Below are 14,642 nucleotides of genomic sequence, written 5' to 3' on the forward strand. Positions count from 1 at the left end.
GGATTGGGGGCGGACTCGGGCATGGTGCCTCCTCGGAGCGGGTCGCCGGATGCCCACATGGGCGGCATTGCATTTCGACACGTGCCCGCTGCGCGGCACGGCCAACCGGTCCCCGGGGTTCGACCGGTGTTGCCTCCGCGGCGCCGGGCCCCGCCGCTCCGGCTTCGCGATCGGCGCGGCGCCGGGCGGGCGCTTGGGCGGGCCCGCGTGCCCGCCCGCTCCCGGATCAGGCGAAGAACCCCGGCCCCGGCGCCGGTCGGCGCACCATCCGGTACAGCCAGACCTGGCCGAGCACCATGAACGGGGCGACGGGCGCCATGGCCGACCAGAACAGCACGCTTACGCCGTCCGGAACCGGGGCTACGGGCAGGTTCACCGCCGCCGCGACGAGCACCGGAACCGCCGCCAGGGCCGCCGCCGAGGTGTGCCGCGACAGCCGCGGCCCCCACAGCCCCGAGGTCGCGGCGAGCAGCCCCAGCAGCACGAGCGCGACCGCCGCGGCGGTCAGCGGGCGGTCCGGCGCCGCGCCGCCGGGCAGCACCGACGCGCCCGCTGCGAGGCGACCCGCGGCGAGCGCAGCCCGTGCCAGAGGGCGCGTGGCCCGGGCGGCGGTGTCGGCCGCGACAGCGTTGTCGGCGGTTCCCTCCCCGCCCGCCGGGAACGCACCACCGGTTGCGCCGGTTCCGCCGAGGCCGGTCTCCGCCGAGCGGCCTGCCACCTTCGGCGCTGCGGCCCCGCCCGAGGCGAGCACACCGGCGGAGCCGGCACCGGCGGGCCCGGCCGCCGCCGCGCGAGCGGGCTCCCGCCCGCCCGCCTCTCCCGCACCCGCGGCGGGCACCAGCCGCTCGGCGCCGAACGCCGCACCGCGCAGGGCGAACAGCGCGGCCGCGGTCAGCGCGCAGGCGATCGCGAACGGGGTCAGCACCGCGCCGCCGCCCAGCAGCCCGCCCACGATCAGCCCCCAGCTCAGCGCCAGCGTCCAGCTTCCGCCGACGATCCCCATGTCGCAGACCGCCCGCCCCGCCCTCGCGCGCATGCGGCCGCGCATCCACAGCCCCGCGTCGCGGAACAGCCAGCCGGCCAGCAGCGCCACGAACACCGGCCACATGCCGGTGATCACGACGGCCTTCAGCTCGGGGAGCAGGCCCATGGCCACACCGACCGCGCCGAGCAGCCATACCTCGCTGCCCAGGAAGTAGGGCGCCATGGCCGAGACCGCGCGCCGCCGCTCGGTTCCGGTGCGGGCCGCATAGGGCATCAGCATGCCCAGCCCGATGTCGCATCCGGCGAGCACCAGATACCCCGCCACCAGTCCGGCGAGGAGGACAACGGCAAGGATTTCCACGGCGTGCTCCAATGGGCGAGAAGGATCGGTCGGCGAATGCCGCGGGTCAGAACGTGTGCACCGGCGGGTCCTCCGCGACCCCGCCGGGTTCCGTGCCGCCGGTGCGCGCGGGCGCCAGCGGACCGCCTTCGGGGCCGAGCCGGGCGAAGCGCACCAGCAGCACGTAGGTCACCGTCGCCAGTACCGCGAAGGCGAGGGTGAACAGCGAGAACGAGACCGCGGCCATCGCCGGCGTCATGTCGGTCATCGCGTCGGCGGTGGTCAGCAGGTCCTCCACCGCCCAGGGCTGGCGCTGCGTCTCGCGCACCAGCCATCCGCCGACGCTGGCCCCGAACGGCAGGAACGGCAGCAGCACGAGCGGCCACAGCACGCCCCGCCAGCGGTCCAGGCGGCGCAGCAGCCACACGACCAGCAGCACTGGCGCGATCAGGAACATCAGCGCCCAGGACCCCATCATCAGCGCGTCGCCCAGGCCGCCGAACACGCCGGGCGCGCGGCCGCCGGCCTCGATCTCGGCGATCTCCGCGGGGCCGTAGGTCAGTCCGCTGGCGGGCGGAGTGCGGTCGTAAAGAATGAACTGCATGCTTCCGATCGCGGCCGTGGGCAGCAGCGCCAGCGAGAACACGGCGGTGCCCCAGCGGACGCCGCGGCGGAACATCCGGTCGGGGTCGTGGCGCTGGGCCAGGTGGTAGGCGCTGACGGCGATGACCACCGACGAGCCCACCAGAAGTGCACTGACGCAGACGTGGCCGAACGCCATGAGCGTCGACGGGTTCGCCATCAGCGCCGCCGGGTCGGCGACGTGCGCCACGCCGTCCTCCATCCGCAGGCCCACCGGGTAGCGGAGGAACCCGTTGGCCACCAGCACCCAGTAGGCCGACAGGTAGGCCGTCGCCGTCACGACCGCGAAGCAGGCCAGGTGCGCCCAGCGGCTCATCCGGTCCCAGCCGAAGATCCACAGGCCCAGGAAGGTCGACTCGACGAAGAAGGCGCCCATCGTCTCGACGGCAAGCGGAGCGCCGAAGGCGTAGCCGAACATGTCGCTCAGCCCGCTCCAGTTCAGCGCCAGCTGCAGCTCCATGACCAGCCCGGAGAGCACGCCCATGGCGTAGTTGACGACGTAGAGGCCGCCCCAGAAGCGCACGGCCCGCATCCGCGCGTCGTCGCGGCGCACAGTGGCGCCGAGCTGACCGAACAGGATGAACGGAGCCAGCCCGAGGGTCAGGGCGACGAAGAGGTAGTGGACGCCGGCGGTGAGCGCGAACTGCACGCGTGCCAGCAGGAGCGGGTCGTCGAACATGGCGGTGGCGCCTCACGGGTCCGGTGGAGGATGACGTCGCCGATCATGGCCGCGCGGCACCGCGCCGCACATCGTCCACCGGGAGGCATCCCCGCTACTCCGGCCGGGGCGGCCGGAGGGGGCCGGCTACCGCTCCGGGCGTAAGGGGGTTCCCGCAGAAAGCGTCGGGGGTCCCTGAGGGGCAGCGGAAGCGAGCCGCATCGGCCGCCCGTCGGGGGCCGTCAGTCCATCCAGCCGGGCGCCACCAGCGAACTCTCGTACGCGAGGACGACGAGCTGCGCGCGGTCGCGGACCCGCAGCTTCACCATGGTCCTGCTGACGTGGGTCTTCGCGGTGGCGGGGCTGACGACGAGGCGTTCGGCGATCTCCTCGTTGGAGAGCCCGGCGGCCACCAGCACCAGCACCTCGCGTTCGCGCTCGGTCAGCTCCGCCAGCCGCGCCGAGGGTTCGGGGCGCTTGGGCCGCCCGGCGTAGTCGGCGATCAGGCGCCGCGTCACCGCCGGCGACAGCAGCGCGTCGCCGCGCGCCACCACACGCACACCCTGCAGCAGGTCCTCGGGCTCGGTGTCCTTGACCAGGAACCCGCTGGCACCCGTGCGCAGCGCCTCGAAGATGTACTCGTCCAGGTCGAAGGTGGTCAGGATGACGATCCGCACCGACTCCAGCGCGGGGTCGGCGAGTATCCGCCGGGTCGCCGCCAGGCCGTCGAGCACCGGCATCCGGATGTCCATGAGGACCACATCGGGGCGCTCGGCCGCGGCCAGCCGCACGGCCTCCCGGCCGTCGGCGGCCTCGGCCACCACGGAGACGTCCTCGGCGCTGTCCAGCAGCGCGCGGAACCCGGCGCGCACCAGCGCCTGGTCGTCGGCCAGCAGAACCCTGATCACCCGCGCCGCTCCCTTCGCACCCGGTCCCCGCGGCCGCCGTCACCGCCGTTTGCGGCCGAATCCGCCGCCTCGGCCGTGGCCCCGGCCGGGGCGCCGGCGTTTGCGGTGGCGGGCAGCCGGGCCCGCACGGCGAATCCTCCGCCCGGACACGGCCCCACCGCAACGTCCCCGCCCAGGGCAGCGACCCGCTCGCGTATCCCCGTGATGCCGTTGCCGGAGGTGAAGCCGTCCGCCGAAGCGGCGCCGTCGTCGCGGACCAGCACCCGCACATCGTCGTCGCCGCAGTCCACCTCGACGGTGACGGCGGCGGCCCCGGAGTGGCGCACCGCGTTGGTCAGCGCCTCCTGCACGATGCGGTAGGCCGCGGCCTCGGCGCCCGCAGCGCCCGGTGGCGGGGCGCCGCCCCTGCGCACCACGCGCACCTCCAGTCCGGCACCGCGGGCGCCGTCGGCCAGTTCCTCGATGCGTTCCAGACCCGGCGCCGGAGCGCGCGGCGCCTGCTCGTCGACGGACCGCAGCACGTTCAGCGTCGCGCGCAGCTCCCGCAGGGTGTCCTTGCTGGTCCTCTTGATCGTGGCCAGCGCCTCCGCCGCCCGCTCGGGCTGGGAATCCATCAGGTAGAGCGCCGTGCCCGCCTGCACGTTGATCAGCGAGATGTTGTGCGCGACGGCGTCGTGCACCTCGCGGGCCAGCCGCACCCGCTCCTCCGAGGCGCGGCGCAGGAGGACCTCCTCCCGGCCGCGCGCGGCCTCGTCGGCGCGGTCGCGCTCCAGCGTCCGGTTCTCCCGTCGCCGGCGCACCACCTCGCCGGCGATCAGCACGACCAGCACCATCTCCAGCACGGCCACCGCCGAGTCCAGGCGCGGCGAACCGAAGACGACCGCCTCCCAGACGTGGATGACCAGGAACTGGGCCAGGCCCAGAGTCCAGGCCTGCCATCGGTATCCGTCGGCGGCCAGCCCGAACAGGGCGACGACTCCGGCCAGCCCGACGGCGCCGTCGGGAAAGCCCAGCGGGTAGTAGACGGTGGACGCCGCGACGGCCACCAGCGCGACGGGCACGGGAAAGCGGCTGCGCCACGCCAGCGCGGCGACCGCGGCGACCATCAGCGCCATTCCCCACGGCATCACCGCCCGCCACACGTCCGCGGTGCCGGAGGCCCCCTGGACGACCGTGAGCGAACCGATGACCACGACGGCCGCGACGGCGGCCGTCAGCGCATCGCCGCGCAGGGGCATGAGTCCAGACAGCACTCTTCGACGTTACGCTCCGGACTGCCCGCGTCCCGTCCTCCTCGGGAAGGTTCCGCGGGCGCGCGGCTACTCCGCCGGGAGTACACGGCGGCACCGCGCTGTCCGCGCCGTCCGTGCGGTCACGCCGCCTTCCGCCTCCGGCGCCGCCTGCGCCGGTCCCGCACGCCGGCGGCGTAGTCGGTGCCCATCGACGCGGCCAGGAGCACGCCGCCGACCGCGCCGATCGCCGTCATCTCCTCGCCCAGCAGGGCCATCGACAGCAGCGCCGCCGTCAGCGGCTCGGCGAGCGTGCCGACCGCGGCCCCGGCGTCGGAGGCGCGGCTCACGCCGCCGAAGTAGGCGAGGTAGGCGAACACCGTGGGGACCAGGCCCAGGTACACCAGCAGGGCCGCCGGCGCGGGCTCCAACGGGACCGCCATGCCGGCGGCCAGACCGGCGGGCAGCAGGAGCACGCCGCCGATCAGCAGCCCCAGGCCCGCGTTGGACAGGGGGTCCAGTCCGGCCACCGGCGACCGGTTGAGCAGCGTCATTACCGCGAACGTCAGCCCGGCGCCGAGCGCCAGGGCCATGCCCAGCGCGATCTCGCCTGCGCCGGCGGCGGTCGCGGGGAACCCGATCAGCAGGGCCAGTCCCGCCACGGCGAGCAGCACCGACAACGCCAGCCGGGCCTGCGGCGCGCGCCGTGCGGCCAGGCAGATCCCGGCGGCGACGAACACCGGCACGCTGCCGATCTTGACCAGGGTCGCCAGGCCGACGGGCAGCTGCGTCAGCGAGGCGAAGTAGCAGCACTGGAAGACCGCGTGCAGCAGTCCGTTGACCAGCAGGCGCACCGCCACCCCGCGAGTGCGCGGCAGCCGCCGCAGCCGCCCGGCCAGCGCGAGGCACCCGCCGATCACCGCCCCCGCGAACAGCAGCCGGTAGCAGGCGACGGCGAGCACCGTCACCCCGGCGGCCTGCAGGCTCTGGCCCGCCGGCCCGCTGGTGCCCCACAGCAGCCCGGCGGCCGCCAGCAGGGCGAATCCGCGGCGCGTGCCTTCGCCGCGGTCGGGGCCGCCCGCGGGCGGCGGGGCCGGAGGAAGCGCGCCGGCAGCGGCGGCGCGGGCGAAAGGGAGAGCGGGATCGGACACGGTCGGCGCTCCGGAGTCGACAGCGGTCGGGGGACCCGTCGGCGGGCCCGCGGCGCAGACCCGTGCGCATCCGTGCACGCCCGTGCGGCGGCGCGCCCGGTGCCGCCCCGCGGCGCGGCCCTCGGTCAGCTCCAGGGCGGGGGAGCGGCGAAGAGCCGCGTTCCACACAGCATGGCGGTGAGGCTAGCGCACCGCACCCGGTCACCGGATCACCGGGCCATCGGCGGCGCGGACGGCCGCCCGCGGATGCGATACTTCCGACGACGCCGTTCGCGGCCGTCGCGGACCGCGGCCCCGCCCCGACCGCACCCCGCAGGCGCCCTGACCCCGGCCCACGGCCGCGACGGGCGCCCGGGCGGCGGACGGACGCCGGCCCGCCGACCGCAGCCAGTCAGGAGCGACCGAAACCGCGATGAACGCCCCCTACAACCCCCACGGGCAGCCGGCGCCGCCCGACGCGCACAGCCGGCTGCTGGCCGAGCCGTTCGCCGCAGCACAGCCCCACCTGCGGATCGTCCTGACCGGCGACCCCTCGGGCCTGGGCACCGACAAGCTCGCGTACTCGGTCAACCCGCGCCTGACCGCGCTGCTGTGCTACCGGACCAACCCGCAGACCTACGAGGCCGCCGTGCTGGACGTCCGGCACGCGCGCGCATGGGGGGTCGGCAAGCAGGACCTGTGGTTCGCGGCCATGCGCAACCTTGCCTACGAGCCCTACGACCTGCAGACCTTCAACACCAGCGCCGACACCCCGGTGCACGTGGTCCACGGGATCGGCTGGCCGGGATCGTCGCATGTGATGCGGCTGGTCGACGTCGCCCAGGAGCCCATGCCCTACGGCGCGGTGGTCATGCTGCCCTCGCCCAACACCATGCTCTACGCGGTCCTGCGCAGCAAGCGCTCGGCCTCGCTGATCCCGTTCCTCTACCAGACGTTCCAGAGCCTGGTGCAGGACGGCGACCCGGTGACCGACCAGATCATCTGGTGGCGCAACGGCCGCGTCACCGGCATGGCGACCCAGCCCGACGCCGACGGCGGTGTCGGCATCCGCCAGACCCCGGAGTTCTCCTTCCTGCTGGACCACGAACTGCCCGACTGACCGGCGGGCGGGGCTCAGCGCGCGAACACGTCGTCGGGCGGGGCGGGGGAGTCGGTCGCGTCGGCGTCGCCGACCGCCTTGGCGCCGGCGACGAACCGCTCCAGGGTCGCGCCCTCCAGCAGTGCGGCCATGTCGGGGTCGCGGTGGGCGCGCCGGGCCAGCTCGGCAGTGGGCAGCGGGCTCTGGGAGCCCAGCAGCACGAAGTTGCCGAACCGGCGGCCGCGCAGCACCCCGGGGGCGGCGATCAGCGCGGTGTGGGCGAAGACGGCGGCGAGCGTGGCCGCCTGGGCGCGCACGTGGCGCAGCCGGCGGCCGTCGCCCACGTTGGCCGCGCACAGGCCGCCCGCGTCCAGCACCCTGTCGACCTCGGCGAAGAACTCCGCCGAGGTCAGGGCCGCCGGAGTCCGCGCGCCGGTGAAGACGTCGCACACGACCAGGTCGGCGCTGCCGCTGCGCCGCTGCGCCAGCCACTCCCGCGCGTCGCCGGTGGCCACCCGCAGGTCGGCGCGGCGGTCCCAGGGCAGCGACCCGCGCACCAGCTCGATCAGCCGCGGGTTGTCGTCCACGGCCCGCTGGCGCGATCCGGGCCGGGTGGTCGCCACGTAGCGGGCCAGCGTCAGCGCGCCGGCGCCCAGGTGCAGTGTCCGGACCGGGGCGCCGCCGGGAAATGCCAGGTCGATCGCGTGACCGATCCGCTGGACGTACTCGAAGTCCAGGTAGGTGGGGTCGGCCAGGTCCACGTGCGACTGCGGGGTCCCGTCGACCAGCAGCAGCCAGGAGTCGGCGCGGTCGGCGTCGCGCATCAGCTCGACCTCGGGCCGCCGCGTCTGTGCCCCGTTCCCGTGCGCCATGTGCCGACCCCGCCTGTTCGCGTCTCGCCGCCGATTCCCGGCCGCATCCCAAGGTAACGGGCGCCGCGGTGCGGCACGGAGCCCGCGGCCGCCCCCGAGGCCCCGAAGCGCTCACCGCCGGGCGTATGCCCGCACCCGCCGTGGGCGCTAGCCTGGAACTCCTCTCACCTACCGCCCGCGGCGGGCGAGGCGCGCTGTTGCGGAGCCGCCCCCGTACCCGGGTGCGGTCGGACGGCGCGCGACCCGCGGGCCCGCCCGCACGGAGCCGGAGCGGGCGGCTGAGGCGACCGGACCTGGCCGGACTAGTGACACCGATTTGAGGAGTGGCCGTGCTGCGGATGTCGACCCTGTTCCTGCGCACCCTGCGCGAGGACCCGGCGGACGCCGAGGTGCCGAGCCACCGGCTGATGGTGCGCGGAGGCTACGTCCGCCGCGCCGCGCCCGGCATCTACTCCTGGATGCCGCTGGGCAAGATCGTGCTGGACAACGTCGCGGCGGTGATCCGCGAGGAGATGGGCCGCATCGGCGGCCAGGAGATGCTGCTGCCCACGCTGCTGCCCAGCGAGTACTACGAGGCCACCGGCCGCTGGACCGAGTACGGCGACGCCCTGTTCCGGCTGCGCGACCGCAAGGGCGGCGACTACGCCCTCACCCCCACCCACGAGGAGCTGTTCACCTCGCTGGTGAAGGGCGAGTACACCTCCTACAAGGACTTCCCCGTGATCCTGTACCAGGTCCAGGAGAAGTTCCGCGACGAGGCCCGCCCGCGCGCCGGCGTACTGCGCGGGCGCGAGTTCCACATGAAGGACTCCTACTCCTTCGACCTCGACGACGAGGGCCTGCAGTACTCCTACGACCTGCACCGCCGGGCCTACATCCGCATCTTCGACCGGCTGGGGCTGCGCTACGTCGCGGTCTCGGCCCAGTCCGGCGCCATGGGCGGCTCCGCCTCGGAGGAGTTCCTGGCCGAGACCCCCACCGGCGAGGACACCTTCGTCCGCAGTACCGCCTCCGACTACGCCGCCAACGTCGAGGCCGTGAGCACCCCCGCGCCGCCCGCCGCGTCCGTTGAGGGCCTGCCGGAGGCGCAGGTGCACCACACCCCCGACACCCCCACCATCGAGACGCTGGTGGGCTTCTTCAACGCCGCGGGGCTCGGACGCACCTTCACCGCCGCCGACACGCTGAAGAACGTGCTGGTCAAGACGCGCGCTCCCGGCGCCGACGACTGGGAGGTCCTGGGCATCGGGGTGCCGGGCGACCGCGATGTCGACATGAAGCGCCTGGAGGCCGCCCTGCACCCGGCCGAGGTGCAGCTCCTGGACGACGCCGACTTCGCGGCCCACCCCTTTTTGGTCAAGGGCTACGTGGGCCCCAACGGGCTGCTCGTCAACAAGCTGCGCTACCTCGTCGACCCGCGCGTCGTCGAGGGCACCTCCTGGCTCACCGGCGCCGACAAGGCCGATCACCACGTGCTGGACCTGGTGTGCGGGCGCGACTTCGTGCCCGACGGCACGATCGAGGCGGCCGAGGTCCGCGAGGGCGACCCCTCGCCCGACGGCCGCGGCACGCTCTACTCCGCCCGCGGAATCGAGATCGGCCACATCTTCCAGCTCGGCCGCAAGTACACTGACGCCTTCGAGTTGGACGCGCTGGGCGCCGACGGCAAGCCCAAGCGCGTCACCATGGGCTCCTACGGCATCGGCGTCTCGCGCGTGGTCGCCGCCGTCGTCGAGCAGTCGCACGACGACAAGGGCATCGTGTGGCCGCGCGAGATCGCACCCGCCGACGTGCACGTGGTGGGCACCGGCAAGGGCGAGCAGATCGAGGTCGCCCTGCGCCTGGCTGAGGAGCTGGAGCAGCGCGGCGTGCGGGTGCTCGTCGACGACCGCAAGGGGGTGTCCCCGGGCGTGAAGTTCACCGACGCCGAGCTGCTGGGCGTGCCCACGAGCCTGATCGTGGGCAAGGGCCTGGCCGAGGGCAGGCTGGAGCTGCGCGACCGCGCCTCCGGCGAGCGTGCGGAGATCGCGCTGGAGGGGGCCGCGGAGCGCGTCGCCTCGGCCGTCGCGGCGGGCTGACCCCCGCCGAACGCGCACGGGGGTGCTTGACGGGTCCGTCTGTAGCGGGCGGCGCACTCGGGTGCGCCCCGCGCCCGAGGCGCGGGGGCCGTTGTTCCGGCGCGGGGCGCTGCGGCAGGAGGCGGTGCCGCTCTCACGCGGCCGGGGAAGGAACCGTGGCGGGTCGCCTGTCGACTGAGGAGAACGCTGCGGGAGCGGTGCCGGGGCGCCGCGCAGGAGGACAGCGACCCGGCAGACGCGCCCCGCCGCCTCAGCTTCCGGCTTGGGACGGCGGTGTGCCCTGCACGAAGCCCGGGAACACCGGCAGCCGGGTCCCCCACTCCATCCCGCGCAGCGTGGTGTCCTGCAGTGAGCGCAGCGCGAGGTCGCGCACCGCCGCCGCGGGCGCGGCCGCCAGTTCGAGGTAGGCCTGCGCCGCCTGGCGCTCGACCCGCTGGGCGTAGGCGTCCAGGTCGGAGTCGCGGTCGCCTTCGGGCAGCTCGTAGGCGGGCCGGCCCGGGTCGGGCGTGGCGCCGCGCTCGTTCAGCTCCACCCGCAGGGTGTCGCGCTGGGCCCGGTGCGCCTCCAGGTGCTCGTAGCACCGTTCGCGCTGCCGGCCGCCGGACCGGGCGCCGACGTAGGTGTAGGCGTACACGGCGGCGTGCTCGGCGTGCAGTGCCGCCTGGAGGGCGGGAACGGTGCCGAACTCGCCGTTCTCGGGACTCGCGGACAATCAGGCCTCCGAGAGCAGTCGAGCGTGGCCGGTCTCGCAGGCGCCGATGGACGCGACGAGCTGCGCCAGACCGGAGTCGGACAGGCGGGCGAGCTGGCGGGCGCGCGAGGCCGCCGCGCTCTGCTCGGCCACCCGCAGCCCCGACACCGGCACCGGTTCGTCGCCCACGGGAGCGGGACCGGGGCCGGGGCTCTTCTCGGTCTCCGGGGCCTCCGGTTCGCGGCCCGGCCGCTCGGGCAGCCGCTCGCGCAGCGCGGCCAGGTGGTCGCGGTGGTGTCCCAGCACCCGCTCCAGCAGGTCGACAGGGCCGTCGCCCGCGGAGACACCGGCCTCATAGCGCGCGATGAGCCTGCGCTTCTCGGTTATCACCGCGCGCAGTACGTACTCGTCGGGGCTGATCTCGCTCGGGTACCACCGGGGCCCCTGGCAGCCGCTCAGCGCCGCCGCGGCGATCCCCGCCAGCGCGCCGGCGACGACCGTACGGCGGCTGACGGCGCCGTAGTCGTTGCCCACCTTCCCTCCTCACCAGGAAGATCCCCGGACGTGCCGAGGTGAGACCGTTCGCCGTGCCAGCGGGGTGCCGCACACTGCCGGCGGCCGCGCCGGGCCGTCCGGCAGCGGTTGCCGGCGACATCCCGGACACCGGGGTGCGGATCGGTCCCCCATCCTTCCATGACCGGCGCTGTGGGTGCGCGCAGGCGCACGGGTGCAGGCGGCCCGCCGCGGGGCCGGGGCCCGAACGGAGGCGCCGAGCCGGGCGGGCGCCCGTATCCGGACGCCTCACGCACCGGCGGCCGCGCCTGCGCCGGGCGCCCCGGACGACCGATCGCGCGCCGGTGCCGCCGCGCATCGCGGCGTCCGGCGAGGACTCTGCGCTGACAAGGAGGGTTGTTCGGGCATGGGCAACCGCCGACAGTGGATACCCTTGACATCACACGACGTCGCCGCGACGTGCGGTGGACGACCGCTATAGCTGGACCGCCCCGGACATCCGTCCGCGGGCGGAATTCGCCGAGGAGGATCACCGATGGGCGCGCAGGCTCGCCACGACCGTCTCGCCGAGCTGGTCGAGCCGGTCCTGGCCGAAGTCGGCCTGGAACTGGAGGCGATCGAGGTCACCCCGGCGGGCAAGCGGCGGCTGCTGCGGGTCGTCGTCGACTCCGACGACGGCGTCGACCTCGACGCCGTGGGCGAGGTGAGCCAGGAGATCTCCGCGGCGCTCGACGGGTCCGACGCCATGGGCAAGGCGCCCTACGTGCTCGAGGTGACCTCGCCGGGTGTCGACCGCCCGCTTACCCTGCCCCGCCACTGGCGGCGTGCGCGCGGCCGCCTCGTGCGGGCCGCGACCGCCAACGGCGGCCAGGTGGAAGGGCGCGTGACCGGCGCCGACGATTCCGGTGTCACCCTGGAGGTCGACGGTCAGAACCGCTCCTATGGCTATTCTGACCTGGGGCGCGGCAAGGTCCAGGTGGAATTCCGCCGCGGATCCGACGTGGACGCGGCGGACTAGAGGGGGAGCCCCGTGGATATCGATATGAGTGTCCTACGCAGCCTTGAGCGCGAGAAGGACATCTCGGTTGACCTCGTCGTCAAGGCGATCGAGGACGCTCTGCTGATCGCCTACCACCGCCAGGAGGGAACCGAGTCCTCCGCGCGCGTCGAACTGGACCGCACGAGCGGGCACGTGACCGTATGGGCGGCCGAGACCGACGAGGGCGGCGCCGTCCTGCGCGAGTACGACGCCACGCCCACCGGGTTCGGCCGCATCGCGACCTCGACCGCCAAGCAGGTCATCCTGCAGCGCCTGCGCGACGCCGAGGACGAGCTCACGCTGGGCGAGTTCGCCGGGCGCGAGTACGAGATCGTCTCAGGCCTGATCCAGCAGGGCAAGGATCCCCGCAACGTGCTGGTGGACCTGGGCAGGGTCGAGGCGATCCTGCCGCCCCAGGAGCAGGTGCCGGGCGAGGACTACGGCCACGGCGAGCGCCTGCGCGCCTACGTGGTCCAGGTCCGCAAGGGCCACCGCGGCCCCTCGGTCACACTCTCGCGCACCCATCCCAACCTGGTGCGCAAGCTCTTCGAGCTGGAGGTGCCCGAGATCGCCGACGGCACCGTCGAGATCTCGGCCATCGCCCGCGAGGCCGGCCACCGCACCAAGATGGCGGTGCGCTCCAACAAGTCGGGAGTCAACGCCAAGGGCGCCTGCATCGGCCCGCTGGGCAGCCGTGTCCGCAACGTCATGGCCGAGCTCAACGGCGAGAAGATCGACATCATCGACCACGCCGACGACCCCGCGGTCTTCGTGGGCAACGCGCTCTCGCCCGCGCGCGTCAGCCACGTCGAGGTGCTCGACGAAGCCGAGAAGGTGGCCCGCGTCACCGTTCCCGACTACCAGCAGTCGCTGGCGATCGGCAAAGAGGGGCAGAACGCCCGCCTCGCCGCCCGGCTGACCGGTTGGCGCATCGACATCCGGTCCGACGCGGACCCCGGCGACCCCGACGAGACGTCCATCGACGCGTCGCCCGACGACGACCCCGGAAGGCCCACCGGGCACGCAGATGCGCCGACGCGCTAGACTGGGGAGCCGCGGCCGATCCCGTCCCGTACGCACGTGCGTCGGGTGCAGGTCGCGGGCAGCTCAGTCCGACCTGATGCGGCTGGTGGCCTCTTCCGGGGCCGCGGTGCCGGACCCTCCCGGGCGTATGCCCGGTCGGGGTGCGTATCTGCACGCGGATCCCGGTTGCTGGGAGTCGGCGAAGCGGCGGGGAGGCCTGGCGCGGGCGCTTCGGTCCGCGCAGGGCCTCGACACCTCGCGCGTCGACGCCCTGTTCGCCGCCGGTCCGCGCGTTGGCGACGCACCGGGATCCGGATAGGGTTGGAATGATCACGCCGCCCCAATGGTTGTAAAAACCGTACGGCGGCGGGTCTTGCCATGTCGGCATCTGCGACGTGGTCGACCCATTGTTGTGTAACGACGAGGAAGCGGGTCGAGATTGCGATGAGCGCTCGATGAGTACGCAGCGATGAGTACGTCAAGCTAGCGACGGTCCGGAACAAGCCCATGTCCCGGACCGAGTAGAGGAGAGCAGTGGCGAAGGTCCGGGTATACGAGCTCGCGAAGGAGTTCGGAGTCGAGAGCAAGGCCGTTCTGGCCAAGCTCAACGAAATGGGTGAGTTCGTTCGGTCGGCGTCATCGACCATCGAGGCGCCCGTCGTTCGTCGTCTCAAGGAAGCTTTCAACAACGGTTCCGGCGAGTCCCGCCCCCAGCAGTCCGGTGGCGGCGACCGCGCGAAGCCGCGTCCGCAGGCACCCGCGAACGGGGCCGAGGCAGGCGCCTCGCCCGCGCGCCCCGCGGCGCCCAAGCCGGGCCCCAAGCCCGGCCCGCGCCAGGAGCCTGAGCGCGGCGAGCAGGAGCCCGCGCGCGGCCAGTCCGAGCGCGCCGCCCAGGCACCGCAGTCCGGTCCGCGCTCCGGCGCGGGCGCCGGCTCCGGTCCGCCCAAGGGCGCCGCGCCCAAGCCTGGCCCCAAGCCCGGACCGCGTCCGGGCCAGTCCAAGTCCGAGAAGCCCGGCGGCGGCCGCCCCGAGCGGAGCGAGCGTTCCTCCTCCGACGGCGGAAAGGCCCCGCGCCCGGGTCCGCGTTCGACCGGGCCGCGCCCCGGCAACAACCCGTTCGCGTCGACGGCGACCGGCATGGGCTCCAAGCCCGCGCCGCGCCCGGGCCCGCGGCCCGGCCCGCAGCAGGGCGGCGGCCAGGGCGGCCAGAGCGGCGGTCAAAGCGGCGGCCAGGGCGGTGCCGGCACGCGTTCCGGCGGCGGTGACCGTGCGCCGCGTCCGGCCCCGCGCCCGGGTCCTCCCGGCGCCGGCGGTCCCCGGCCCAACCCGGCGAACGCCGGTCCCCGGCCGGGCGGTCCGCGGCCCAGCCCGATGAACATGCCCTCGTCCCGTCCGGCGCCCGCGGGCGGCGGACGCAGCGGCGGCGGTGGCGGCCG

14 protein-coding genes are annotated in these 14,642 nt (G+C 74.5%); 6 read left to right on the top strand and 8 right to left on the bottom strand.

From position 1 onward, the window contains the following. Window positions 1-226: 226 nt before the first annotated feature. The 5 genes from ABEA15_RS24130 to ABEA15_RS24150 all read right to left on the bottom strand — a co-directional run bounded on the left by ABEA15_RS24130 (window position 227) and on the right by ABEA15_RS24150 (window position 5,912). Complete coding sequence (locus tag ABEA15_RS24130; RefSeq protein ID WP_345559296.1) at window positions 227-1,345, bottom strand: cytochrome d ubiquinol oxidase subunit II; 1,119 nt, start codon at window positions 1,343-1,345, stop codon at window positions 227-229. Between the two features lie 46 nt (window positions 1,346-1,391). Next, window positions 1,392-2,645, bottom strand: a complete 1,254-nt coding sequence (locus ABEA15_RS24135; protein WP_345559298.1) for a cytochrome ubiquinol oxidase subunit I — start codon at window positions 2,643-2,645, stop codon at window positions 1,392-1,394. Between the two features lie 221 nt (window positions 2,646-2,866). Continuing rightward, the gene (locus ABEA15_RS24140) at window positions 2,867-3,532 is read right to left on the bottom strand and encodes a response regulator (protein ID WP_344142152.1); all 666 of its coding nucleotides are present in this window, start codon (window positions 3,530-3,532) and stop codon (window positions 2,867-2,869) included. Next, window positions 3,529-4,785 (bottom strand): sensor histidine kinase, encoded by a 1,257-nt coding sequence (locus tag ABEA15_RS24145; protein WP_345559300.1) that lies wholly within the window; start codon window positions 4,783-4,785, stop codon window positions 3,529-3,531. The genes ABEA15_RS24140 and ABEA15_RS24145 overlap by 4 nt, the downstream gene beginning before the upstream one ends. A gap of 119 nt (window positions 4,786-4,904) precedes the next feature. Further along, complete coding sequence (locus tag ABEA15_RS24150) at window positions 4,905-5,912, bottom strand: DMT family transporter (RefSeq protein ID WP_345559302.1); 1,008 nt, start codon at window positions 5,910-5,912, stop codon at window positions 4,905-4,907. Window positions 5,913-6,324: 412 nt separating this feature from the next. Here ABEA15_RS24150 and ABEA15_RS24155 point away from each other — a divergent pair, with 412 nt between their 5' ends. Beyond that, complete coding sequence (locus ABEA15_RS24155) at window positions 6,325-7,011, top strand: hypothetical protein (RefSeq protein WP_344142148.1); 687 nt, start codon at window positions 6,325-6,327, stop codon at window positions 7,009-7,011. A 14-nt stretch (window positions 7,012-7,025) separates the two neighbouring features. Here ABEA15_RS24155 and ABEA15_RS24160 read toward each other — a convergent pair whose 3' ends face one another. Next, window positions 7,026-7,862 (bottom strand): spermidine synthase, encoded by an 837-nt coding sequence (locus ABEA15_RS24160; RefSeq protein ID WP_344142147.1) that lies wholly within the window; start codon window positions 7,860-7,862, stop codon window positions 7,026-7,028. A 338-nt stretch (window positions 7,863-8,200) separates the two neighbouring features. On the opposite strand from ABEA15_RS24160, the gene ABEA15_RS24165 reads away from it, so the two are divergent. Continuing rightward, complete coding sequence (locus tag ABEA15_RS24165; protein WP_345559310.1) at window positions 8,201-9,940, top strand: proline--tRNA ligase; 1,740 nt, start codon at window positions 8,201-8,203, stop codon at window positions 9,938-9,940. A 250-nt stretch (window positions 9,941-10,190) separates the two neighbouring features. Here the strand turns inward: ABEA15_RS24165 and ABEA15_RS24170 are convergent, their stop codons facing one another. Together ABEA15_RS24170 and ABEA15_RS24175 are read right to left on the bottom strand one after the other, a co-directional pair. Then, on the bottom strand, window positions 10,191-10,652 hold the full coding sequence (locus ABEA15_RS24170; protein WP_345559305.1) for a ferritin-like domain-containing protein: 462 nt from the start codon (window positions 10,650-10,652) through the stop codon (window positions 10,191-10,193). Then, complete coding sequence (locus tag ABEA15_RS24175) at window positions 10,653-11,165, bottom strand: ferritin-like domain-containing protein (RefSeq protein WP_344142145.1); 513 nt, start codon at window positions 11,163-11,165, stop codon at window positions 10,653-10,655. 514 nt (window positions 11,166-11,679) lie between these two features. Here ABEA15_RS24175 and rimP point away from each other — a divergent pair. The 4 genes from rimP to ABEA15_RS24195 form a co-directional block, all read left to right on the top strand. Further along, window positions 11,680-12,162 carry a ribosome maturation factor RimP gene (gene rimP / locus ABEA15_RS24180; protein WP_345559306.1) on the top strand — a complete coding sequence of 161 codons (483 nt, stop codon included), beginning with the start codon at window positions 11,680-11,682 and terminating at the stop codon, window positions 12,160-12,162. A gap of 24 nt (window positions 12,163-12,186) precedes the next feature. Beyond that, window positions 12,187-13,227, top strand: a complete 1,041-nt coding sequence (gene nusA / locus ABEA15_RS24185) for a transcription termination factor NusA (protein WP_344142143.1) — start codon at window positions 12,187-12,189, stop codon at window positions 13,225-13,227. Continuing rightward, window positions 13,211-13,525 (top strand): YlxR family protein, encoded by a 315-nt coding sequence (locus ABEA15_RS24190; protein ID WP_344142142.1) that lies wholly within the window; start codon window positions 13,211-13,213, stop codon window positions 13,523-13,525. The genes nusA and ABEA15_RS24190 overlap by 17 nt, the downstream gene beginning before the upstream one ends. Window positions 13,526-13,740: 215 nt before the next feature. After that, the coding region (locus ABEA15_RS24195; RefSeq protein ID WP_345559308.1) for a translation initiation factor IF-2 N-terminal domain-containing protein at window positions 13,741-14,642 on the top strand (902 nt) is incomplete at its 3' end.

Source organism: Streptomonospora halophila, assembly GCF_039542725.1.
GTDB lineage: Bacteria > Actinomycetota > Actinomycetes > Streptosporangiales > Streptosporangiaceae > Streptomonospora > Streptomonospora halophila.